Annotated in this window: 23 protein-coding genes and 1 riboswitch; of the genes, 10 read left to right on the forward strand and 13 right to left on the reverse strand. The window is 59.1% G+C overall.

The window, feature by feature from the left end:
- Positions 1 to 23: 23 nt before the first annotated feature.
- Both ACR0L1_RS00810 and ACR0L1_RS00815 read right to left on the reverse strand, forming a co-directional pair.
- The gene (locus ACR0L1_RS00810) at positions 24 to 1,601 is read right to left on the reverse strand and encodes a thiamine pyrophosphate-binding protein (RefSeq protein WP_480856667.1); all 1,578 of its coding nucleotides are present in this window, start codon (positions 1,599 to 1,601) and stop codon (positions 24 to 26) included.
- A complete protein-coding gene (locus ACR0L1_RS00815) occupies positions 1,601 to 3,049 on the reverse strand; it encodes a TrkH family potassium uptake protein (RefSeq protein WP_170784370.1) in 1,449 nt (482 codons plus the stop codon). Before ACR0L1_RS00815 ends, ACR0L1_RS00810 begins: the two co-directional genes overlap by 1 nt.
- Here ACR0L1_RS00815 and ACR0L1_RS00820 point away from each other — a divergent pair.
- Positions 3,048 to 3,833 (forward strand): hypothetical protein, encoded by a 786-nt coding sequence (locus tag ACR0L1_RS00820; protein ID WP_480856669.1) that lies wholly within the window; start codon positions 3,048 to 3,050, stop codon positions 3,831 to 3,833. The two genes, ACR0L1_RS00815 and ACR0L1_RS00820, sit on opposite strands and share 2 nt — an antisense overlap.
- A gap of 387 nt (positions 3,834 to 4,220) precedes the next feature.
- Here the strand turns inward: ACR0L1_RS00820 and folE2 are convergent, their stop codons facing one another.
- Complete coding sequence (gene folE2, locus ACR0L1_RS00825; RefSeq protein WP_480856671.1) at positions 4,221 to 5,324, reverse strand: GTP cyclohydrolase FolE2; 1,104 nt, start codon at positions 5,322 to 5,324, stop codon at positions 4,221 to 4,223.
- Between the two features lie 173 nt (positions 5,325 to 5,497).
- Positions 5,498 to 6,688, reverse strand: coding sequence for an O-succinylhomoserine sulfhydrylase (gene metZ, locus ACR0L1_RS00830; RefSeq protein ID WP_170769396.1), 1,191 nt, complete (start codon positions 6,686 to 6,688; stop codon positions 5,498 to 5,500).
- 62 nt (positions 6,689 to 6,750) lie between these two features.
- Positions 6,751 to 6,828, reverse strand: a riboswitch (SAM riboswitch).
- Positions 6,829 to 6,958: 130 nt separating this feature from the next.
- On the opposite strand from metZ, the gene ACR0L1_RS00835 reads away from it, so the two are divergent.
- Positions 6,959 to 7,648, forward strand: a complete 690-nt coding sequence (locus tag ACR0L1_RS00835; protein WP_170784363.1) for a glutathione S-transferase N-terminal domain-containing protein — start codon at positions 6,959 to 6,961, stop codon at positions 7,646 to 7,648.
- A 44-nt stretch (positions 7,649 to 7,692) separates the two neighbouring features.
- Here ACR0L1_RS00835 and ACR0L1_RS00840 read toward each other — a convergent pair whose 3' ends face one another.
- From ACR0L1_RS00840 to ACR0L1_RS00850, 3 genes are all read right to left on the reverse strand, one after another.
- Complete coding sequence (locus tag ACR0L1_RS00840; RefSeq protein ID WP_480856673.1) at positions 7,693 to 8,511, reverse strand: DUF2189 domain-containing protein; 819 nt, start codon at positions 8,509 to 8,511, stop codon at positions 7,693 to 7,695.
- A gap of 175 nt (positions 8,512 to 8,686) precedes the next feature.
- The gene (locus ACR0L1_RS00845; RefSeq protein ID WP_480856675.1) at positions 8,687 to 9,637 is read right to left on the reverse strand and encodes a hypothetical protein; all 951 of its coding nucleotides are present in this window, start codon (positions 9,635 to 9,637) and stop codon (positions 8,687 to 8,689) included.
- 75 nt (positions 9,638 to 9,712) lie between these two features.
- Positions 9,713 to 10,102, reverse strand: a complete 390-nt coding sequence (locus tag ACR0L1_RS00850; protein ID WP_480856677.1) for an OB-fold nucleic acid binding domain-containing protein — start codon at positions 10,100 to 10,102, stop codon at positions 9,713 to 9,715.
- 127 nt (positions 10,103 to 10,229) lie between these two features.
- Between ACR0L1_RS00850 and ACR0L1_RS00855 the strand changes: the two genes are divergently transcribed.
- Positions 10,230 to 10,553: a 2Fe-2S iron-sulfur cluster-binding protein gene (locus tag ACR0L1_RS00855; RefSeq protein ID WP_170769391.1), complete on the forward strand. Its 324-nt coding sequence runs from the start codon at positions 10,230 to 10,232 to the stop codon at positions 10,551 to 10,553.
- Between the two features lie 80 nt (positions 10,554 to 10,633).
- Positions 10,634 to 11,335 carry an FG-GAP repeat domain-containing protein gene (locus ACR0L1_RS00860; RefSeq protein ID WP_480856678.1) on the forward strand — a complete coding sequence of 234 codons (702 nt, stop codon included), beginning with the start codon at positions 10,634 to 10,636 and terminating at the stop codon, positions 11,333 to 11,335.
- A gap of 93 nt (positions 11,336 to 11,428) precedes the next feature.
- Here ACR0L1_RS00860 and purD read toward each other — a convergent pair whose 3' ends face one another.
- Positions 11,429 to 12,691, reverse strand: coding sequence for a phosphoribosylamine--glycine ligase (gene purD, locus ACR0L1_RS00865; RefSeq protein WP_480503038.1), 1,263 nt, complete (start codon positions 12,689 to 12,691; stop codon positions 11,429 to 11,431).
- A 75-nt stretch (positions 12,692 to 12,766) separates the two neighbouring features.
- On the opposite strand from purD, the gene xseA reads away from it, so the two are divergent.
- Positions 12,767 to 14,260 carry an exodeoxyribonuclease VII large subunit gene (gene xseA, locus ACR0L1_RS00870; protein WP_170788455.1) on the forward strand — a complete coding sequence of 498 codons (1,494 nt, stop codon included), beginning with the start codon at positions 12,767 to 12,769 and terminating at the stop codon, positions 14,258 to 14,260.
- Positions 14,261 to 14,267: 7 nt separating this feature from the next.
- Here the strand turns inward: xseA and ACR0L1_RS00875 are convergent, their stop codons facing one another.
- Positions 14,268 to 14,663 (reverse strand): hypothetical protein, encoded by a 396-nt coding sequence (locus tag ACR0L1_RS00875; protein WP_237215748.1) that lies wholly within the window; start codon positions 14,661 to 14,663, stop codon positions 14,268 to 14,270.
- A gap of 127 nt (positions 14,664 to 14,790) precedes the next feature.
- Between ACR0L1_RS00875 and ACR0L1_RS00880 the strand changes: the two genes are divergently transcribed.
- From ACR0L1_RS00880 to ACR0L1_RS00900, 5 genes are all read left to right on the forward strand, one after another.
- On the forward strand, positions 14,791 to 15,429 hold the full coding sequence (locus ACR0L1_RS00880) for a lysoplasmalogenase family protein (RefSeq protein WP_480856681.1): 639 nt from the start codon (positions 14,791 to 14,793) through the stop codon (positions 15,427 to 15,429).
- A 58-nt stretch (positions 15,430 to 15,487) separates the two neighbouring features.
- Entirely contained in the window at positions 15,488 to 16,615 is a 1,128-nt protein-coding gene (gene ftsY / locus ACR0L1_RS00885; protein ID WP_480856683.1) for a signal recognition particle-docking protein FtsY, read from the forward strand.
- 87 nt (positions 16,616 to 16,702) lie between these two features.
- Positions 16,703 to 17,605, forward strand: a complete 903-nt coding sequence (locus ACR0L1_RS00890; RefSeq protein WP_170788452.1) for an EamA family transporter — start codon at positions 16,703 to 16,705, stop codon at positions 17,603 to 17,605.
- Positions 17,606 to 17,621: 16 nt separating this feature from the next.
- The gene (locus ACR0L1_RS00895; RefSeq protein WP_170788451.1) at positions 17,622 to 18,227 is read left to right on the forward strand and encodes an inner membrane-spanning protein YciB; all 606 of its coding nucleotides are present in this window, start codon (positions 17,622 to 17,624) and stop codon (positions 18,225 to 18,227) included.
- Positions 18,228 to 18,328: 101 nt separating this feature from the next.
- Positions 18,329 to 18,997, forward strand: coding sequence for a Crp/Fnr family transcriptional regulator (locus tag ACR0L1_RS00900; protein WP_170784358.1), 669 nt, complete (start codon positions 18,329 to 18,331; stop codon positions 18,995 to 18,997).
- Between the two features lie 217 nt (positions 18,998 to 19,214).
- On the opposite strand, the gene ACR0L1_RS00905 is transcribed toward ACR0L1_RS00900, so the two are convergent.
- The 4 genes from ACR0L1_RS00905 to hflK form a co-directional block, all read right to left on the reverse strand.
- Positions 19,215 to 20,654 carry a Do family serine endopeptidase gene (locus tag ACR0L1_RS00905; protein WP_480857153.1) on the reverse strand — a complete coding sequence of 480 codons (1,440 nt, stop codon included), beginning with the start codon at positions 20,652 to 20,654 and terminating at the stop codon, positions 19,215 to 19,217.
- A gap of 185 nt (positions 20,655 to 20,839) precedes the next feature.
- Positions 20,840 to 21,034 carry a DUF2065 domain-containing protein gene (locus tag ACR0L1_RS00910; RefSeq protein WP_170769382.1) on the reverse strand — a complete coding sequence of 65 codons (195 nt, stop codon included), beginning with the start codon at positions 21,032 to 21,034 and terminating at the stop codon, positions 20,840 to 20,842.
- Positions 21,034 to 21,912, reverse strand: coding sequence for a protease modulator HflC (gene hflC / locus ACR0L1_RS00915; RefSeq protein WP_170788450.1), 879 nt, complete (start codon positions 21,910 to 21,912; stop codon positions 21,034 to 21,036). Before hflC ends, ACR0L1_RS00910 begins: the two co-directional genes overlap by 1 nt.
- The gene (gene hflK, locus ACR0L1_RS00920) at positions 21,912 to 23,054 is read right to left on the reverse strand and encodes an FtsH protease activity modulator HflK (protein ID WP_170788449.1); all 1,143 of its coding nucleotides are present in this window, start codon (positions 23,052 to 23,054) and stop codon (positions 21,912 to 21,914) included. The genes hflC and hflK overlap by 1 nt, the downstream gene beginning before the upstream one ends.
- Positions 23,055 to 23,105: the final 51 nt, after the last annotated feature.

Here is a 23,105-nt window from a genome sequence, read left to right on the forward strand (position 1 = left end):
GCAAAACCCATGCAGCGCTTTTCTTATGTCAGGATGTCGGGCGTCACCCGTATCAGCGTCGGACCCGGCGCCGAGAATGCCCCACGAACCGTCTGCTGCATCTCCTCCAGACTAGAGGGGTTTGCGGACAGAGCGCCAAACGCTTCGGCGAGTTTGCAGAAATCGGGGTTGCGCGCGACCACGGCGTTGGGTGCGATCTGACCCCGGACCATGCTGTCCTCGATCTCTTTCAGCTTGGCGTTGTCCCAGAGAATGATGGGCAGAGACAAGCCCAGTTCGACCGCGACGCCAAGCTCGGCCATTGTGTAGTGAAACCCGTAATCCCCGGCCATCACCGCCGTCGGTTTTCCGCGCCGTGCAACCGCACCGCCGATCCCGGCGGGTAGAGCGTAACCCAGCGTGCCGAACCCGGTCGGGTGATGCCAGTGGTAGGGGAAGGTCATGTCGCAGACCTCTTTGCCGACATAGGCTAGCTGGGTCATGTCCGAATAGATCATGGTCTCGGCCGGCATCGCTTCGCGCAGCGCGTCCAGCACGGGGACGATGCCGGGGCGTTCGGCGTCCACCTCGACCCGCCATTTCGCGCGGGCTTGCGCCACTTCGTCCTCGGTCCAGCCAGTTGCCGGTTTCACATGGTCGATCGCCGCCCAAAGCGCATGGGCGAAGCTTTCTCCATCCACCTGCAATTTGACCGCTGCCCGGTGGCGGTCGGACAGTACAGCCGGGTCCAGATCGACCCGCACCAGATTTCCGGAATGCCCCAGATCGTCGCGCCACAGGTCAACTTCACCCAGCTCCGATCCAACGACCACAACTAGATCGGCCGAGTCGATAACTTCCGCGCTGCCCGGCCTGGGCAGGTAGGAACCAAAATCCAACGCATAGTTCAACCCGGCCATGCCGCGCCCCGCATAGGTGGTGAAACAGGCCGCCCCCAGTTGGGTCAGGATCTGCCGCCACAGGTTGGACCGCGCCCCGCCCCCAAGGATGAACAAGGGCCTGCGGGCGATGTTCAGCATCGACAGAACGGGCGCGACATCCGGCGGCGCAGCCTTGGTGCGCAGCCCCGGCTGATTGGGAAACGGGGCCGGATCTGCTTCGGCCTGGAGCTGTTTGATCGGTACTTGAATATGCTTGGGACGCGGGCGCGACAGTTCGAATTCCTCAAAGGCGCGCTCGACCAGCCCGTAAGCGGCTTGGGCCGAATTTGCCTGCACAGACCAATCAGCAACCGTACCGGCGGCCCCGCGCTGGTCCTTCATCTGGTGCAACTGGCCCTTTGACGCCTCGATCTCGTCCAGACATGAGGACAGAACCAGCATCGGCACCGAATCCGAATATCCCTGCCCCATAGGTGTCATGATGTTGCACAGGCCCGGCCCGGTAATCACATAGGCCACCCCCGGCTTGCCAGTTGCCCGCGCATAGCCGTCGGCCATGAACCCGGCCCCTTGTTCGTGCCGAGCCAAAACATGGGTGATGCCCGCCTCTTCGATCCCCCGGTACATTTCCTGATTATGCACGCCGGGGATACCGAAAATCACATCCACACCGCGATCCCGAAGCATATGCGAGATTTGCGCGCCGAGGGGTCTTTTCATCAGTTTCTCCAGAATTGAACGGTGAACAGGGCGTAAACGGCAAGGAGCTCAAGCCGCCCGACCAGCATCCCGATGGACAACAGCCACTTGGCGGTATCGCTCAGCCCCGCGAAATTGCCTGCCGGACCGATCTGATCACCAAGCCCCGGCCCTACATTGGCCAACGCCGTCGCCGCGCCCGAGACCGAGGTGATAAAGTCCAGACCCGTCAGCGCCAGAGCCCAGGCCAGAACGCCCATTGACAGCACAAAGAACATGAAAAAGCTCATCACAGAGGTCAGAACATCCGTACTTATCGGCCGTCCATCATACAAAGGCATGAACACCCCATGGGGCGAGCGGATGCGGCGTATCTGGGTCTTGATCGAGGCAAACAGTAACTGATAGCGGAACACTTTGATCGAACAGGCGGTCGAGCCCGCGCAGCCACCGATCAGGCCGATCAGGAAGAACACCATGACCGGAAAACTGCCCCAGGTCATATAGTTCACGCTGGCATAGCCTGTGCCCGAGATGATCGAGGTGATGTTGAACAGAGATTCCCGGAACGCTTGTTCCCAGTGATGCGGAAAGACGGTTAGCAGAAAGACGGTCATTATCGCGACTAGCAGAAGGATCGTGGCCAGGAAGGCACGGATCTGGCTGTCTTTCCACAGCGAACTGGTGTTGCCATTTGCCAGTTGCACATAGCGCACGAAAGGAAGCGCCGCCAAAATCATGAACACCGAGGCGGCATATTCCGTCGGCCCCGAGAACGTCCCGAACGAGGCGTCGTAGTTCGAGAACCCTCCAGTCGCGATTGTGGTCATGGCGTGGACGACGGCGTCGAAAAAGCTCATGCCAAAGCCGGCATATACCAGCACACAGACGAAGGTCAGAAAGACGTAGATCAGGGAAATCTGACCCGCGATCTCTTGCGCGCGGGGTAGAATTTTCCCCATAGTTTCAAACCCTTCCGAGCGGAAGATCTGCATCCCGCCCACCCGAAGTTCGGGTAGAAATACCATAGCGACGACGATGATCCCGATCCCGCCCAACCATTGCAGCACTCCGCGCCACAGCAACAGGCCCTGCGGCAGCTTATCCAACCCGGAAATCACGGTCGAACCGGTGGTCGTCAGGCCGGACATCGCTTCGAAGTAAGCGTCGACAAAGCGCAGTTCTGTTGCGCCGATCAAAAAAGGGATCGCGCCGAAAAACGGCAGAGCGACCCAAACCCCGGTGGTCAGCAAAAAGGTCTGACGGATTGTCAGACCTTCGCCCACCCCGTTCGAGCAGCTCATTGCCAGAATGACGCCTGTCAGGACGGTGATGATCCCGCTTTCAAGGAACACATGCCATTCGTCGCGCCCTTCGATCAGGTCCGCAAGCAAAGGCAGAATCATGGTCGCCCCAAGAATGGCAACCAGCAGGCCAATCACATATCCAACCGGGCGTATATCCGTCATGAGGCGCAGCGTTGGCGCGCCTGCACGACTGTGTCAAGCGGATGCCCCGATTTACTTTTGCGTTTTGTTGGTCGCGCTGGGCATTGCGGGCGGCTTCGATGGCGCACGGGTCCGGCGGGTTGGTGCCACGACCTCTGCCTTGAGGGCTGCAGGTTTGACGGCTTCGGCCTTGGGTGCAGCAGGTTTCGCGGCTTCGGCCTTGGGTGCAGCAGGTTTCGCGGCTTCGGCCTTGGGTGCTGCGGGTTTGGCAGGTTGCGCCTTGGGTGCGGCTGGTTTGGGTGCCTCTGCCTTGACCTTTGCCGTTTTTGCAACTGCGGGTTTTACCGCCGAAGGCTTAGGAGCGGCTGGTTTCGGCGCAGCTTTTGCGGTCACTGGCTTGGATGCAGCAGGGACCGCTGCCGGTTTAGGCGCAGCCTTAACCGCAGGCTTCGCCGCAACGGCGGCAGCTACCGGTTTTGCAGCCGCAGGCTTGGCTACGATGGGCGATTTAACTGCCGCTGGCTTGGCCGCAGCTGGTTTTTTCGTCACTGGTTTGGCTATGTGCGGTTTGTTGGCCGGTTTGGCAGCCACTGCTTTGGCCGGTGTGGATTTCACGGCTGCCGGTTTAGGTGATTCGGCGGCTGGCTTCGCTGCCGGTTTCGCTTCGACCGCAGGTTTGGCTTTAGCCGCCGGCGGCGTTTTCACCTTGGCAGCACGGGCTACCGGTTTCGGCTTGGCCGGCGCTGGAGGTTTCGGTGCAACAGGCGCGGGCGCAGCGGATGAGGCGTGCAGTGCCTGCACCTGAAAAAATGGCAGCTCCATCGCCGAGCAAGCCAGAATTTGCATGATTTTCATCTGGTTGCTCACCGCGTAGCCTGCCATGCGGATTGCGGCAGCCTGAAATTCCAAGGGCTGGGTAATCGGATTCATACGTAGTCTCTCCTCTGAAAGTAACGCAGCACGCTTGAGAAAAAGAGGCCCTGCCCGCCCTGGGATAACGGGCGGGAAACGATGTCACGCAGGATCAAGCGTTGCACGTTTCAGCTTCCTTCAGAGTGGCTTTCCCATTGACCAACGGTCTAACCACGGCTGCATTCCACATCAGTCTACTTCAAAGACCGTGCGAGTGCAGCATTTTTTGCTGCGATGCGGCAAAAACGTGCCGTAAGGTTAATCCTGAGACTTTGCGCGTTCAGCCGACATGGAACAGAGTCGAGAACAGCCTTGGGTCAAGGCTGGATGATACAAAGGTCGGCCCTTCGGTCAGAACCGATACAGCGTCGTGGCTGTGCAGGCTTTCCTGATGACTGGCGACTATGCGAAAATCACCCACGTGGTGGTCGGCCAGAAGTTCGGCGCAGAACAGGCGCGCAGCATCTTCGACAAAGATCGGGTTTGCGGCGTTCAGCTCGGCAAAGGCTTGCTCGTCCTCGCGTTTAACCATAACTTGTGTTTCCGTGGGCACGGCACGACGGCACAACGCGATCAGGTCCTCGAACCAAAGGCAATCGGCGTCGCAATCCACCACTACCGAAATTCGCGCCACCGACCGCTGTGAATGCGGCGTCGCCAACTGGCCACGTGTTGAACGAGCATGTTCGCTCAGCTCAAGCGAACAGGGACAAGTCGAAGAGTAGACATAGTCCAGATGCAGGATCTTCTGGCGCACGCCGCTCTGTTCCACCAGCTCCAGCGCGATGTCGTAATACTGATAGCCTTCCAGCCCCGAGCGCAGGCTTTTCACCTTGTCGGGATAGGAAAACCGCATCTGTATACGCGCGTCAAAGCTGTCCAGATCGGTCATATAATCATCCAGCGCGGCTTCCATGACTTCGAAGCTGAACGTGCGCTCGGCGTGTTTGTAAAAGGACCGCATGATACGGGACATGTTGATGCCCTTCTTCTCGGCCTCAAGGCTGACCGAGCCCGTGACCGAGGTCTCAAGCGTCAGGTCTTCGCCATCCTTGCGGTGAAACCGGATCGGCAGGCGGAAATTCGAGATACCCACATGCTGAATTTGCTGCTTCGCTCCCCGGATCAAGCTGGACGGACCGTTTTGCAGATCGGGCAGCGTGGCGCGATAGGCCTCATCGGCCTTGAAGTCCTCGGGGTAGTCGCGCGACAAAGACGGATAGTTGGACGTCTCCTGCCCCGGCACAAGGCGCGCGATTGCCGGATCAAGCTGACTGATCTCGGCGTCGGTCGCGGATACCGCCCATTTGCGCAGAACTTTCAGCGCCGCAGCGGCCTCGTCATGGTCGGGGGCGTCGTCAATGTCACGGGGATGCACGTTCATCGCTTGGGGTTCCTCGGGGTTCGCCGCCGGACTATATACAGCTTGGGCGTGTTTTCCAGTTTAACCGTATACGCCGGAAAACACAGTCCGGATCGATTTTTGGTGCAGGATGAGCGATTTACCACCCCGCACACATCTCTTTGAGCCTGTTTGTAGCACCGTTGACGCGACGTTTACTGCTGAGAAACGTCCAATGCGCGTTTAATATCGGCAAGCAGGTCGCTAGCATCTTCCAACCCGACCGAGAACCGGATCAAGCCTGGTGTAATGCCCAACTCATCTTTCTGCGCATCGCTCAGGCGTTGATGGGTCGTTGTTGCCGGATGCGTCGCGATCGACTTGGCGTCGCCCAGATTGTTCGAGATCACCGGGATAGTCATCGCGTTGAGGAAAGCAAAAGCCGCTGCTTTCCCGCCCTTGATGTCCAGGGACAGAACCGTACCGCCCTTGCCGCCCAGCTGAGATTGCACCAACGCATTTTGGGCATGGGTTTTCAGCCCCGGATACAGCGTGCGTTCCAGCGCGGGATGGTCCTCCAGCGCCTCGGCAATGATCTGCGCCGTCTCGGCCTGCGCATTCACCCGCAGAGCCATCGTCTCAAGCCCTTTGAGCATGACCCACGCGTTGAACGGGCTAAGCGCGCCGCCGGTATGTTTCAGATAGGGTTCAACGGTGCCACGGATGAACTCTTTGGTGCTGATGATTACGCCACCCAGAGCCCGGCCCTGCCCGTCAATATGCTTTGTTGCGGAATAGACCACCACGTCCGCGCCCTGCTGGATCGCGCGCGAAAAGACCGGGGTCGAGAACACATTGTCCACGATCACGGTTGCACCGACGGCATGGGCCAGCGTGGCCACCGCTTCGATGTCGATCACCTCAAGCGTGGGGTTCGACATGGATTCGAAGAACACAGCCTTGGTGTCGGGGCGGATTGCCGCTTTCCACGCGTCCAGATCGGTGCCGTCGACAAAGGTCACTTCAACACCGTAACGGGTCAGGATGTTTTCCAAAATATACAGACACGAGCCGAACAAAGCCTTGGCCGACACCACATGGTCGCCCGCCTTCAGCATCGATACCAGCGCCGCGTTCACCGCCGCCATGCCGGATGCGGTGGCAAAGGCGTCCTCGCCCCCTTCCAGCGCTGCGATGCGCTGTTCGAACATGGACACGGTCGGGTTGCCATAACGGGCATAGATAAACTCATCCGGGCCGGTCTCGATAAACCGCGCCTCGGCCTGTTCGGCGTTTTCGTAAACGAAGCCCTGCGTCAGAAAGATCGCCTCGGACACTTCGTTATATTGGCTGCGACGGATGCCGCCATGGACGGCCTGTGTGCGTTTGTTCCAGTTCTCGCTCATGTCATTCCTTTCGGCCCCTCTGTGGAGGCAAACAAAAAACCCCAGACGCGGCCAAGCGAAAGGGGTCTTTCATCCTGACCTTTTAGCGGTGTTGTTTAGCGTGGCCCGCAATCCGGTAACAAATCGCCACGTGGTGCCTTGCCCTTACGCCGCGCATGCAAAGGCGTCAAGCCTTAGGCGCAATCAGTCACGGTTTCGTAACAGTTTGCCCCTGCCCCCTTGCCCAATGGCCCGAAACCTTCATGATCGCCGTCAACCGAAGGAGAGACCATGATTGATCTGTATTTCTGGCCTACGCCAAACGGGTGGAAGGCGTCTATCGCTCTGGAAGAGATGGAGCTGCCCTACACCACCCATCTGATCAATATCGGCAAGGGCGATCAGTTCGATCCCGAATTCCTGAAAATCGCGCCCAACAACCGGATGCCTGCCATCGTGGACCCCGACGGCCCGGATGGAGAACCGATCTCGGTCTTCGAAAGCGGTGCTATCCTAATGTATCTGGCCCGCAAGACCGGGCGGTTCTATGGCGAAACCGAGCGTGACCGGATCGCCGTTGAGGAATGGCTGATGTGGCAAATGGGCGGGGTCGGACCCATGGCCGGTCAAGCGCACCACTTTTTGAAATACGCCCCGCAACTGGATCCGCCACAAGACCTGCCCTATGCCAAGGATCGCTATCGCACCGAAGTTGGGCGGCTTTACGGCGTGCTCGACCGGCGGCTGGCCGAGAATGAATATGTCGCGGGCGATTTCTACTCGATTGCAGACATGTCGATCTGGGGCTGGGCCAGCCTGTGGGAAGGTCAGCAACAGGTGCTGGAGGACAAACCTCATTTCACCCGCTGGCTGGAAACCGTCAGCGCCCGCCCCGGCGTTCAGGCCGGTCGCGCGCTGCACGCCGAGTTGCGCGGAGATCACCGGGACAAGCAATCGCAGAGCAATTTGTTCAAGCGATGAACACGGTCGGCGGCTGACCCTTTTCCGAAGGGTTCACATTCAAATCACCCCTCTACCGGTGGCACCGCCCGCTGGTAGAGATGCCATGTCGTATGCCCCAGAATCGGCAAGGTGAAGATCAGGCCCAGAAATGCCGGAACTAGTGACAACAGCATCGTGACCGAAATAATCGCCGCCCAACTCAGCATGACCACAGGGTTTTCGGTGACGACGCGGATAGATGTAAGCATGGCCGAGACAAAGTTGGTCTCGCGATCCAGCAACATGGGCATGGCGACGACAGTGACCGAGAACAGGACCGCGGAAAGGAATGCGCCTATGGCCGTGCCAACGGCCAGAAACGTCCAGCCCTGCGGGGTAAAGAAGACGATGTTCAAAAACCCGTCCAAATCCGAGAACGAGGCGTTTTGCAGGATAATCGCCAGCCACAGCCGAACCTGATAAACCCATACCCAGAAAATGAACAGGGTGACAAAGGCCATCCAGCCCATCTCGCGTTTGCGCTGATGGGCCATGACGGTCAGGATGTCGGACCACCCGAACGCCTGTCCCTTTTGCAACCGGCGTGACATTTCATACAGCCCGGCGGCTGCAAATGGTGCAATCAACGGAAAGCCGACAATGGCCGGAATGATCATCCAGATCCTGCCCAGCCAGACCATGACCCAAACCAGTAGAATGCCGAAGACCGCATAGAACAGACCAAAAAAGCCGCTCATGACCGGGCGCGCCAGAAAGTCGGAAAACCCGGCCTTCAAAGAGGCCGTGATATCGTCAGCAGTGATCGTATTGACGTTGGCCCTGTCCTGTGGCTGGGGCGTCAGGTCGTCTGGCGGTGTGGAATCTGCGGTTTTGGATGGCATGTCACGGTCCTCCCAAAGCGTGGCACGGCAGCCTGTCGGCGCCGCCAAAGTTCCGATGATGAAACTGTGCATCAACGCTGACGTTTGGGCAAGGCAGGAGTAAGTTTCAGGCGGGCCGTGTACCGTATGTCGGCATGTCCAAGAACCACCGGGACAAGCGATAGTCGGCAGAGTGCTAAATCGATCCGCCGCTTTTACCAGGCGGATCTTCATTAAACTGCTCGAAAAACCGCGCAAGCCCGACCAATGGCGACACATACGGCAAGTCGACCAGCGCAATCGAGGACAGACCTTCGGCGGCATCCAATCTAGCATGCAAATGGTCCGCTCCGAAATCCTGCACCCAAAAACCCAAATCTTCGTACAGGTTTCGTCGGCTTCTGATTGTCACTGTCTCACATATCGCGGTCAGCCCTTCGCCGCGGACAGTCAAGCGTTCGACATCCACGTTGGCCTCTCCTTCAACCATATAATACGTCGAAATAACCTGACTCGTACCGCTCTCTTGCTCGATCTTGCATTTATAGAGCATTTCCATGTTCTCCGGGTCCCAGGTGTCGGGATTTACGGTGTTCACGTTCATCGAGACCGTGAACAACCCATCATCCCCCACCGGGCCGGTTTTGTATTTTCCGCTATAGCTGTCAGGTGCTGTCTTCAGAATGTCAAAGGCACGCTGTGCAGGGATGAGGTATCTGGCGCGCGACTTCCATTCCCGCAAACCAAGGGGAACATGCAGAAAAACGCTGGGCAGCCAGTTCAGGCCGAGCCATAAGAAAAAACTGACCAGAACCGTTCCGATAATCGTCCAGGCTGTTGCCTTCCCTTGATTTTGTGTTGGCGCAAGGTCGGGCAGCATCTCAATCACCGGCAAGAGCATTAGCGTTATCCCAAGCACCAAGGCCGTTGTGACCGTCTCCCACCAGACCCGCGGGTAAATGAGCACCAGTAACATGATTGCAAATACACCAAACAAGGCCGTCACGAGTTGCATTTTCGGACCCGCCAAAAGTGCGGAATGACCAAATACCTGCGTCCCCACAGCCCATGGCACGAACAAAAGAAACAAACTAAGAAATATCAGCCGGCGCAGTCGAAATACGCGGTACAAATACTTGTTTTTCATAATGTAATACCCGTCAAACTGGTGACTGAATTACATTCAACCTTGGCAAAACCATGACGTCTGGGTGTTTTCTTCTCACTTGCTTTGGGGCGATTGTCCCTCCCCCCGTACCAACACGTCCAACATGGCCGAGATATCTTCGATCTCTTCCGCGATCACATGGGTTACGGAATGCGCCCGCTGCATCCGCCCCGTGATCCGCAGCAACCGGCCCGAGATCACCGCCCGGCGAAATTGTTCATACATCGCGCGCCAGACAACCACGTTCACGATGCCGGTTTCGTCCTCCAGCGTCAGAAAGATCACGCCCTTGGCTGTACCCGGCCTCTGCCGCAAGATCACCAGCCCGGCCACGGTCACACGCGCATGATCGGGCGGATCGTCCAGCCGATTGGCTGGCAGGCAAGCGGGTGGGCGCGGCCAGTCTCGGTTTGAAACTGCACTGCGAACAGGGGCAACAAACATGAGAACAAAAATAGAACATATCACAGGAATGTCCAGTCGCGGCATCCCGAGTCGCAAATGAGGGTGGAAAGACCTAAATGGCTTGACTAAGGAAGGTTTCGAACATCGTAAAAGGAAGACGCACGCAATGGCAAAGATCACCTATGTCGAGCATGGCGGTACCGAGCACACTGTCGAGGTCGCCAACGGACTGACCGTCATGGAAGGGGCCCGTGACAACAACATCCCCGGCATCGAGGCCGATTGCGGCGGCGCCTGCGCCTGCTCGACCTGCCATGTCTATATCCACCCTGATTGGGTCGAGAAAGTGCCAGCCAAAGACGACATGGAAGAAGACATGCTGGACTTTGCGTTTGAGCCCGACCCAGAGCGGTCCCGCCTGACCTGCCAGATCAAAGTCACCGACGCGCTGGACGGTCTGGTCGTTCAGATGCCCGAGAAACAGATCTGATGATCTCCAAAGCGCCGCGCCGACTCTCTCGCCTCTGGCAAGGCAGGTCACGCGGCGCGCTTATGGCAATGTGCTTGTGGTTGGTCACAACAGCCCCTGCCATTGCAGATACGATTGTCGCGGCTCGTTATACCGAACCCACGACCCGATATCCTCATGGCGTCCTGGGGGATCAGATCGAATATGGAGCGCTTGAGCTTACCATAGAAAACACGCCTGCCACACAAGGCTCGACGGGCGCCAAGGAACGATCTGCCCTGACCATCCGCCTGCCCGAGGACCGTGTTTTCGAAGATCTAGCGCCCCGGTTGGCGGACGTTGATCAAAACGGTACGCTCGAAGTTCTGGTTGTCGAAGCCCAGAAGGATACAGGCGCACAACTCGCCATCTATAACGCGCACGGGGAAAAGATCGCCGCCACCCCGCATATCGGCACCCGTTTCCGCTGGCTCGCACCGATCGGCGCGGCCGATCTGGACGGCGACGGCTACGTCGAGATCGCCTATATCGACCGCCCTCACCTGGCCAAAACCCTGCGCATCTGGCGCTTCAAAGATGGCGCACTGACCGAAATCGCGGTACTGCCTGGTCTGACAAACCACAAAATTGGAGAAGCTTATATTTCGAGCGCCATCCGCGATTGCGGCACCGGCCCCGAGATAGTCGTCGCCAGCGCCGACTGGAGCACCATCGTCAGCGTTTCTTACCGAGGCGATTGGCAAACCCGCGACCTTGGCCCCCTCAAGAAGCGCAGTGACCTAACAAACGCACTCATTTGCTGATCCGCCCTTCATCTGGCCCAAAATATCCCAGGGAGCGCGAGGGGCTGGCCCCTCGCGCCAAAAAATCGAGACGGGCGCGGCCCGGCAATCAGATCACAAAGCGCGCCAGCCGATATCGCGGCGAAAGAACCCATCGGGCCAGTCAATCCCATCCACCATCGCATAAGCCCGATCACGCGCCTCCTGCAATGTCTCGCCCCGAGCGGTGACGTTCAGAACCCGACCACCCGTGGCCAATACCTGCCCATCCGCAGCCTTGGTCCCGGCATGAAAGACCATGTTCTTGCTGTCCTCGGGCAGCCCGTCGAGACCGCCAATAACACTGCCCTTCTCGTAAGACCCCGGATATCCCTGAGCCGCCATCACAACGGTCAGCGCATGATCATCGGCCCAGTTCACCTGCGCCTCACGCAAACGGCCCTCGGCTGCGGCATGCATCAGATCCATCGCCTGCGCGCCCAGGCGCATCATCAGCACCTGACATTCGGGATCGCCAAAGCGCACATTGTATTCCACCAGTCGCGGCTGCCCGTCCTTGATCATCAAACCCGCATAGAGAACCCCCTGAAACGGCATCCCGCGCTTTTTCATCTCGGCCACGGTCGGCTTGATGATCTCTTCCATCGCGCGGGCTTCGACCTCGGCGCTCAGAACCGGGGCCGGAGAATACGCTCCCATCCCGCCTGTATTCAGCCCGGTATCCCCGTCGCCTACGCGCTTATGGTCCTGCGCGGTGCCGACCGACAGGATATCCTCACCGTCACACAGCACGAAAAGCGAGGCCTCCTCGCCCTCCATGAATTCCTCGATCACCACCTCGGCCCCGGCCCCGCCAAAAGCCCCGCCAAACATGTCGTTGATGGCCTCCAGCGCGGTCCCTTCGTCCATCGCCACAATCACGCCCTTGCCGGCGGCCAGTCCATCGGCCTTGACCACAATCGGCGCGCCTTGTTCGCGGATATAGGCCTTGGCGGGCTCGGCCTCGGTAAAGCGCCCATAGGCTGCCGTCGGCGCGCCCGAGGCGTCGCAGATTTCCTTGGTAAAACTCTTTGATGCCTCCAACTGCGCCGCCGCAGCCGAGGGGCCAAAGACAAGAACACCCGCTTCGCGTAGGCGGTCGGCAACCCCAGCCGCCAAGGGGGCCTCAGGGCCGACAATCACAAAATCAATCGCGTTGTCTTCGGCAAAGCTGACCACAGCGCCGCCATTTTCGATGTCCAGAGCCGCGCAATCGGCAATCTGAGCAATTCCGGCATTGCCCGGCGCGACTATCAGACGGTCACACTTGGGGTTCTGCATCACCGCCCAGGCTAGGCTGTGTTCGCGTCCACCGCTCCCGAGAATGAGGATATTCATGACTGCTCTCCGATCTGCTTGGCCTCGCCTTCCGCGCGTTCTAAGCTGAGTGGGCATTTGACACAAGGCGCTGAAATGTCCGACCTGCTTGACGATCCCATTCCCGGCCAAAACACACCTGAATACAGTGTTTCCGACATTTCCGGCGAGGTAAAACGCACACTGGAAGGCACCTTTGGCCGAATCCGTGTGCGTGGTGAGGTCGGGCGCGTGTTCAAGGCGCGCTCAGGCCATCTTTACTATGATATCAAGGATGACCGGAACGTGCTGGCTTGCACCACGTGGAAGGGTCAGATCTCGGGACTGTCCGTGGTGCCCGATGAAGGGCTTGAGGTCGTCGTAACCGGGCGTCTCACCGCGTTTGGCGCGCAATCGAAATACAACCTGAATGTCGATGAGGTCGCCGTCGCAGGCCAAGGCGCACTGATGGCGTTGCTGGAAAAGCGTAAGAAACAGCTAGAGGCCGAAGGGCTGTTCGCGCCTGAACGCAAGAAGCCCCTGCCCTATCTACCGCAGATCATCGGCGTAGTGACATCACCATCTGGCGCGGTGATCCGCGATATCCTTCACCGCCTGCGCGACCGGTTCCCGCGCAAGGTGCTGATCTGGCCTGTCGCCGTGCAAGGATCGAACTGCGCGCCCGAGGTTGCCAACGCAATCAACGGTTTCAACCAACTCACCCCCGGAGGCGCCCTGCCGCGCCCAGACCTGATCATCGTCGCCCGCGGCGGCGGGTCGATCGAGGACCTGTGGGGTTTCAACGAAGAGGCCGTCGCACGGGCGGCTGCGACTTCAGACATTCCACTAATCTCAGCCGTGGGGCACGAAACGGATACGACACTGATCGACTATGTCTCGGACCGTCGCGCGCCGACGCCCACCGCCGCCGCCGAACTGGCCGTGCCCGTGCGGATGGAACTGTTGGCCTGGACCGGCGAACAGGGCGCGCGCCTGTCCCGCGCTGCGACCGACGCCGTGCAGCGCCGCAGCCAACGCCTGCGCGACCTGTCCCGGGCGTTACCGCGCCCCGACAGCCTGTTGAACACACCGCGTCAACGTCTTGATCTGATTGCCGATCGCCTGACCCCGGCTTTGGAACGTGGTGTTCAAGCGCGACGCATCAAAGTTGTGGAACTGTCGGCCCATCTGCGCCCCTCGACCCTGCGAAATCTGGTGTCCTCACGGCAGGAGGCGGTGCGCAACCTGTCATCCCGCCTGTCCTTGCGCCCTATTCAGCGCGACATTGACGCTCAACGGCAATCCCTGACCCGCTTGACCGAGCGTCTGAACACCGCCCAGACCACGCGTTTGGACCGGATGCGACAGACGTTAGAAGCCACGGACAGGCTTCGAGAAACACTCAGCTACAAGGCCACGTTGCAGCGGGGCTATGCCGTGGTGCGCGCCGAGGGCGAGGTGGTGACAACCCGGAAACAGGCGGCAAAACATACCGCGCTTGAGATCGAATTCGCCGACGGCATATTAGCGACGGGCATGTCGTCCACAGCAAAGCCACCAGCTAAGAAAACGCAGAAAAAAGCGCCACCTGATCAGGGTTCACTGTTCTAGGTCTCGCTCAAACGCCAACCTCGGGGCCGAGGCAGACCATCTCCTCATCGATATCTTCGGCCTCGTACAGCTCCGTCTGCTCGGGGTTGCCTTCAAACTGAGCAATCAAGCCGCTGCCGGATTCGACAAACACCCAGCATTGCGGGTCCAGCCGGTCTTCGTACAGAAAACAAATCTGGTCATTCTGCTCGTACCAGACGCCTTCCTTGCAATCTCCGTCCAGAAAGGACCAGATCACGCGTCGGTTGGGCAAATAACGTTCGACCCCATAAACCTGCCCCTCAAAGCCGTAGAACAAGGTTTTACCCTGCGTATACGAGTCAAATTCAGCCCCCGAAAGCGCGGATTGCGCCCCCGCCATCTGCGCGGACATAGCCAGAAGAATCGCAACATGCCTGATCATGTCCGCATGATGTCAGATGCCAACCGGCAATGCCAATTACCAATCTGTCAGGACAGGCTGCCTTAACGTCATGGGTTGAGTTGCGGACGCATTCCCGATGAAGCTGGACGAAAAAAGGGACACTTGAATGACAACTGCGCTGTTTCTGGTCGCTGCTGCCTGCGCGTTGGCCTATCTGCCCTTGGCGCCTCGCCCGGCCAGCAAACTTAGGTCGGTGCTGAAAACCGCCTCGGTCGCCTGCCTTGCCGTCATCGCCCTGCTGTCTGAGGCGCCACTCCTTTTGATCGCCGCACTGAGCCTCTGCGCCATCGGAGACGCGCTGTTGTCGCGCGAAACCGACACAACGTTCATGGCAGGGATCGGTGCCTTTGCAGCCGGACACCTGGCCTATATCGCACTGTTTCTGTCGCATCCCAGCAGCGATACCAGCCTGATTTTAACTCACCCCGGCCTATTCTGGTCCCTGATCCTGCTGGGTATCGTCGCGGCAACTCTTCTGGCCCCACGTGCCGGGGATCTCAGACTACCAGTTCTGGGCTATATCCCGATCATTCTGGGCGTGGGCGTCACCGTTTTGGCCCTGCCCGACACCGGCGCTTTGCGTTGGGCCCTGCCCGCAGCGATGGCCTTCATCGCCTCGGACCTGATCCTTGCGACCGAGAAATTCCTGCTGCCCGCCCATCACCCGGCCCTGCGGATGACGCCTTATCTGGTTTGGCCGCTATACTGGGGCGCACAGGCCGGTCTGTTGATCGCCTTTCTCTGACCCTTTGCAACTGCCGCAAATCCGCATTAGGTGAAAGGAACACCTGCGGAGACCAAAAATGGCGTTTTTCTCAAAGCTCAAAGACAAGCTGTTCAAATCCTCGTCCCGCCTCGAACAGGGGCTGGATGCAATCGTCGACGATGGCGGAGAGGAAACGGCTGCACCCGAGCCCAGCCCACTTGAGCCTGCACCGCAAACTGAACCCGTCTCCGCACCGCCCGAACCTGAACGCACGCCACAACCGGTCGAAACCGCGCCACCTGAACTTGCCGCACAACCCGCGCCCGAACCAACCCAGCCCAAAGGCGTCTTGAGCCGCCTGTTCAACCGGTCCGAGTCCCAAACCGTTGTCCGTCGCACCCTGGACGATGACATGCTGGAACAGCTCGAAGAGCTGCTGATCGCCTCGGATATGGGCGTCGATACCGCCCTGCGTGTCACCTCGAACATGGCCGAGGGGCGCTTTGGACGCAAATTGTCTACGCAGGAAATCAAGCAGCTGCTGGCACAGGAAGTCGCCCGCGTGATGGAACCCGTGGCCAAGCCCATGCCGCTTTACCCCAAACGCCCGCAGGTCGTGCTGGTTGTGGGTGTCAACGGTTCGGGCAAAACCACCACCATCGGCAAGCTGGCCAGCCAGTTCAAAGCCGCGGGCAAAAAAGTCGTCATCGCCGCGGGGGATACCTTCCGCGCCGCCGCCGTCGAACAATTGCAAGTCTGGGGCGACCGCGCAGGCGTCCCGGTTCTGACCGCCCCCGAAGGCTCGGACCCGGCGTCGCTGGCCTTTGACGCCCTGACCAAAGCGCGGAACGAAGGCGCAGACCTTCTGATGATCGACACCGCTGGCCGATTGCAAAACCGCGCCGACCTGATGGAGGAACTGGCAAAAATTGTCCGCGTCATTCGCAAGGTCGACGACAGCGCCCCTCACAACACCCTGCTGGTACTGGACGCCACCACCGGCCAGAACGCACTCAGCCAGGTCGAAACCTTCAGGAAATTGGCTGATGTATCCGGTCTGGTGATGACCAAGCTCGACGGCACCGCCAAAGGCGGGGTTCTGGTGGCGCTGGCGGATAAATTCGGTCTGCCCATCCACGCCATTGGCGTCGGAGAGCAAATCGACGACCTCGCCCCGTTCGACCCCGAAGAATTCGCCGCCGCCCTCACCGGCCTGCAAAGCTGATCCACCGCTTCATCTGGCCAAAAATATCCTCGGGGGGCGTGGGGGGCAGACAGCCCCCCACTTCTCCGCCAAAACAAAGACCGAAATTTGAGCGATTGGCTGATCTCCCTTGAAGGCACCGAAGCGGGCCACAGGCTCGCCCTGGCGCTTGCGCTGTCAGCCGCTTTCCTGCACGCAGCCTTTGGCGCGCTGCAAAAAGGGCGCCACGATCCCTGGATGTCGCGCGGGGTGATTGACGCCTGCTATTGCCTTATGGCGGCCCCGTTTGCCCTCTTCGTCGTGCCTTGGCCCGAACCCTTTATGTGGCCCATATTCGCAGTCGTCTGGCTGATCCACATCCTCTACAAAATCCTTCAGGCCCTGGCCTACACCAAAGGCTCATACACAGTGGTTTACCCGGTCGTGCGCGGCACCGGTCCACTGTTCACCGTGATTGGCGCTTACCTGTTGTTTGACGAAACCTTCACCGGCACCCAATGGCTCGGTGTGGCTGTCCTGCTTTGCGGGATTTTCGGACTGGCCGCCTATAACTTCCGGTTTCTCGAAACCAACCGCGAAACACTTGGCGTCGCCCTGGCACTTGCCTTCGCCACCGGCTTGTTCGTCGCGCTCTATACCACCTATGACGCATATGGCATTCGTGCCACCGCCGATCCATTCACCTTCCTTGCATGGTTTTTCATGATCGACGGGGCGACGCTGCCCTTCTACGCCTTCCTCAGATGGCGCGCGATGATCCACCGCCCGACGCTCGGCCCCCTCATGCTGCGCGGGCTAGCGGGAGGTATCATTGCGCCTCTGTCCTTCGGTTCGATCATGCTCGCCACCCGTCTGGATAAAGTCGGCGAAGCAGCTGTCCTTCGTGAAACCTCAACCGTCTTCGCAGCGCTTATTGGCTGGCTGGTTTTGAAAGAAACCGTTGGCCCCAGACGCATCGCGCTGATGGCATTGATTGCACTCGGCGCCGTAATAGTTGAAATGGGCGGGTAAACAGCAGGGAACCGACATGACAGGCAAGAATGAGATCAACCCGTTTCTGAAACAGGTGCTGGAGCTTGGCCCGCCGCTGGCTTTCTTCTTCATCTATTTGCGCCTACGCGATGACAGTTTTCAGTTCGCAGGAACGGAATATTCCGGCTTTATCGTCGCGACGATCATCTTCGTTCCCCTCATGCTGGCTGCAATGGGTATCCTGTGGTTCCTGACCGGCAAGCTCAGTCGTATGCAGATCTTCACCGCTTTCATGGTGATCTTCTTCGGCGGCCTGACCGCATGGTTCAATGACGAGCGGTTCTTCAAAATGAAAACCACCCTGGTCTATGGCTTTTTCGCCCTGATCCTCGGCATTGGTCTGCTGCAAAAGAAATCCTACCTCGCCTATGTTTTGGACGAGATGCTGCCCATGCGCCACGAAGGTTGGATGATTCTGACACGCCGGCTGTGTGCCTGTTTCGCAGTGCTGGCCGTCGCCAATGAATTCGTCTGGCGCACCATGTCGACCGATCTGTGGGTCAAAATCGAAACCTTTGGTTTTCCGATCGCATTAATGGTCTTTCTCATGCTTCAGTTCAGCATGTTGCAGACCTATATGGACGATCCTGACCAGCAATAGGCCGTGGATTCCGTAAAACTACATAAAATCCTTGGCTAATCGCCCGTGCTGTGGAAAGTTGTGGGACCACTCACACCTGCCAGCCGGAGCACCACATCCACATGACGGCCTTTCCCAATACCGGTTTTCTGGCCGAAGCATCCGACCGTCTGCGCGCGATGCTGTCGGCACAGGCGACCGAAATCTCGCTTGATGAAGGCGAGACATTGTTTGAACAGGGCGATGAGGGCGATGCGCTCTACGCCATTCTCGCCGGTACGCTCGAAGTGTCCTTTCTGGCGATGAGCGGTCGCAAACTGTCGCTGACCCTGATGAAACCCGGCGAAGTTTTTGGTGAGATAGCGCTGTTCGACAGCGGTCCGCGTACAGCGACCATTGCCGCCGCCGAGCCTTCTCGCGTATTGCGGGTGCGGCGCGCAGATGTGATGAACCAAATCCGACAACACCCGGATTTGGCAGTTGATATGATCCGTTTGGCCGGTCTCAGGATGCGTTGGATGGGGTCCCAGTTGAACGAACAGGTTTTCCTGCCCATGCCGATCCGTCTGGCCCGCAAGCTGCTGCACCTGACCGACCTGCAAGAGGACCCCTCAAGCCGTCTGTCCCTCTCGCAAAGCGAGTTGGCCGAGTTTGTCGGCGCCACGCGCGAGGCCGTGTCGAAAACCATCTCGACCTGGAAGCGCGACAAGGTGGTCGAGGCATCGCGTGGCGGGTTGATGATCCACGACTTCGACGCGCTTCGGGAATTGGCGGATTCCGATCTTATCTGATCCGCTGTGACCTGCTTCACATACCTGTGTAGTCGTTAAGACTATCTTCATAACTGTTACCGTAGGAGGTCAGAGAATCATCCCCGATATCTGTCCACTGACCTCTCCCTGTATCAGAGCCGCACGCCTTCCCCGGTGTGCGGCTCTTCTCATTTCCGGTGTATGAAAAAAAGGCCGGGGTGCAGACCCCGGCCATTCTTGCAATCTGAAAGGCAGGTTATTCGCCCAGGCTAAGTGCTACAAAACGTGGATCGCCACCACGCCGTACCAGCAGCAACAGCGACTTGCGGCCCGCTTCGCGTGCTTCGTCCATGCGCGTCTCAAGATCCTGAATCGACGCGACCTTCTGCTGACCGGCTTCGGTGATCAGATCACCCGCCCGCAGGCCCTTGGCATAAGCCTCCGAGGCTTCATCCACATTTGTTACAACCAGTCCCTCAGCGTCAGCATCCAATTCCAGATCGGTGCGCAGCGTCTCAGTCAACGGTGAGATCGTCAGGCCCAGAATATCCGCGTCTTCCTCGACCGGAGCTTCCTCTGCAGGTTCTTCTTCACTCCCACCGGAACGCTCGGCATCCTCACGGCGGCCCAATGTCACCAGAACGGTCTGCGTGCCGCCATCACGGTGCACAACTACGCGGACAGATTTGCCCACCGTAGTTTCACCGACCTGCCGCACCAAACCGCGCGTGTCTTCAACCTCAACACCATCAAAGCTGAGAATCACATCGCCCGCCAGCAGGCCAGCCTCTTTGGCTGGGCCCTCCGGCACATCGCTGATCAACGCACCGCCGGGCTTTTCCAGACCCATGGCTTCGGCCATATCCTCGGTCACGTCCTGAATGCGTACACCCAGCCAACCACGGCGGGTCTCACCAAACTCGCGCAGTTGATCCACGACCTTGATCACCACATTCGACGCCATCGAGAAACCAATCCCGATTGAGCCACCATTGGGCGACAGAATCGCTGTGTTCACACCAATGACCTCTCCATCCATATTGAACAGCGGCCCACCCGAGTTGCCCCGGTTGATCGCTGCATCGGTCTGGATGTAGTCGTCGTAGGACCCGCTCAGCGCACGATTGCGGGCCGAGACAATCCCGGCTGAAACCGAAAAGCCCTGACCCAGCGGGTTGCCCATCGCAATCACCCAATCGCCCACACGTGCCACATCACTATCGCCGAACTGCACATATTGCAGTGGCCCCGAGGCCTCGACCTTAAGCAGTGCGATATCGGTTTTCTCATCAGTGCCGATGACCTTTGCAGGCAGCTCTTTCTTGGGTTGACCGTCGCCGGGGAAAAATTCAACAAGGATTTCATCGGCTTCGGCAATCACGTGATTGTTCGTGACGATGAAACCATCCTCGGAAATCACAAAACCCGAACCCAGCGCGTTGCTGCGGCGCGGGCGGTTGTCGTCATCGCCCTCTCGATCCTGAAACTCCCGAAAGAAATCTTCAAACGGAGAGCCCTCGGGCACAATGCCTTGCGGCCCGGATTGCCCTTCGATCAAGGTTGAAGTGGTGATGTTCACCACCGCCGGGCTGATCTTTTCAGCCAGAGGCGCAAGGCTTTCCCCGCGCGCCTGCGCGGCGACGGTTTGGGCCAGAACCAGAACCATCCCGGCAATGGCCAACCACATCAGCCGCATGAAACCAACAACCTCGTCCCGCCGGACGGAAATACTGCGCGCTTGTGCCTGCACTTGGGAACTCCTTGTCGTCACTACACGGTGGATCGCCCGCAGGCGGTCCTTCTTGACAACCAATGTAGTCGGTTTGGCCTAGCCCGCAACTGAGGATCGCGGGGAAATCACCGGCAAGTGAAAAGGCTGTATTAAAACCCGACCTGATACGCGGCCCAAAGCAGCACCAGACCCGAGACCACGCACAGCAATCCGGCCAGCCGCCGCGCCTGTTCGGGCAGGCTGCGCAACGCTTCCAACATGCGTTCAATAAGCGAAGGGGCCAGCGCATAGGCCAGCCCCTCGACAATCAGTACCAGCCCGAAGGCCAGAAGGATCATACCCATTACTGGGCTGCCTGCCCTGTAGGCGATTTGAGGTAGTTGAAGAACTCGGAATCCGGGCTCAGCACCATCGAACTGTTGCCACCGCCCAGCGCACGTTCATATGCCGACAGCGAGCGGTAGAATTCGAAGAACTCCGGGTCTTTGCCGAAGGCTTCGGCGAAGATCGCGTTTCGTTCGGCGTCAGCCTCACCGCGGATGATCTCGGCCTCACGGTTGGCGTCCGACACCAGTTCAACCACGGTCCGGTCGGCCTGCGCGCGCACACGCTGGGCAGCCTCGTTACCACGGGCACGTTCGTCGGTCGCTTCACGTTCTCGCTCGGCCTTCATCCGGTCGAAGGTCGCGTTCAGGTTGGCCTGCGGCAGGTCCGTCGCCTTCAGGCGTACGTCGATCACGTTCACGCCCAGCGCCCGCGCTTCGGCAATCGCGCTGTTGCGGATGCGCAGCATCAACGCTGCACGGTCGGAGCTCAGGATGTCACGGGACGAGACCGACCCCAGCACTTCCCGCGTTTCAGCGCGGAGGATACGGTCCAGACGATCCTCTGCCACCGGAATGCCGCCGACACCGACCGCCTGACGGAACTGCTCCAGATCCGAAATCCGGTAGCGCGCGAAGGCATCGACCACCAAACGGCGATCGTCCAGAGGCGTCACTTCAAGCGGTTGCACGTCGATCGACAAGATACGGTCGTCATAGCGCACAACTTCCTGAATCAGCGGGATTTTAAAGGCCAAACCAGGTTCTTCCTTAACGGAAACCACGCGTCCAAATTGCAGAACCAGCGCGCGTTCGCGTTCGTCTACGATGAAAATAGAGGACAGGATGCCCACTACCAACAAGACAACTGCACCTAGAATAATTGGTGATTTACGCATCAGTTGCTCTCCTGCCCAGAATTGCGGCGCAGTTCATTTAGCGGCAGGTACGGCACAACGCCCTGCCCCGAACCGGTCGAGTTTTCGTCCAGAATGATCTTGTCCACGTCACCCAAAACCTGCTCCATCCGTTCCAGATAGAGGCGCTTACGGGTCACATCGGGTGCTTTGGAATACTCTTCCAGAACTGCGCTAAAGCGGCTGGCCTCACCCATGGCGCTGTTGATCTGCTGGGCGCGATAGGCTTCAGCCTCTTCCAGCACCTGCGCGGCTTCACCGCGCGCTTCCGCCAACACGCGGTTGGCATAAGCGTCCGCCACATTTTGCAGACGGTCACGTTCCTGCGCCGCGGCCTGAACGTCGCGGAAGGCGGCGATCACGTCCTGCGGCGGGTCGGCCTTGTCGAAGTTCACACGGATGATGTTCACGCCGGAATCATAGCTGTCCATTGTTGATTGGATCAGCTCTTGCAGGCGTTCTGCGATCACACCACGGTCCCTGTTCAGGATCGGTGCCAGCTCACTTTGTGCGATAATCTCACGCATGGCCGACTCAGACACCGCACGGATCGTTTGACGCGCATCGCGCAGATTGAACAGGAACTTGGCGGGGTCGCTGATGTTCCAGACGACCTGATAGTCGATATCGACCACGTTTTCGTCCCCGGTCAGCATCAACCCATCGTCGCTGCCGCGTGTTCCGCCCATGTCTTCGGTCTGTTCCCGAGTGACCGGGATAACCTCGGCGGTGACAAACGGCCAAGGGGCAAAGTTCAGGCCGGGATTTCCGACCGATGAGAATTCGCCCAGAAACAGTTCAACCGACTGTTCTTCGGGTTTGACGGTGTAAAAGCTGGCCGCGCCCCAAAGCACAGCACCAACGACGAGACCGATAAGCACGGTCCCCTTCGTAAACAGCGGACCACCGCCGCCGCCCTTGCCATTGCTTCCTCGGCCCGAACCGCCGCGACCGCCCATCAGGACGCGCAGCTGTTCCTGCCCCTTTTTTACCAGATCGTCGATCTCGGGGATCTGCGGGCCATCGCCTTCGGGTGGGCGTTGCCCGTTCCCGTTGTTACCCCGATTTCCTCCGCCGCCCGAGGAGCCTCCGCCCCCCCAGGGGCCACCGCTGTTGCCCGCCATATGTATCTTTTCCCTTGTGTTGGACCGTGTGATCACGGGTTCCCTTGTAAC

It is taken from the genome of Ruegeria sp. J8, from assembly GCF_056531925.1.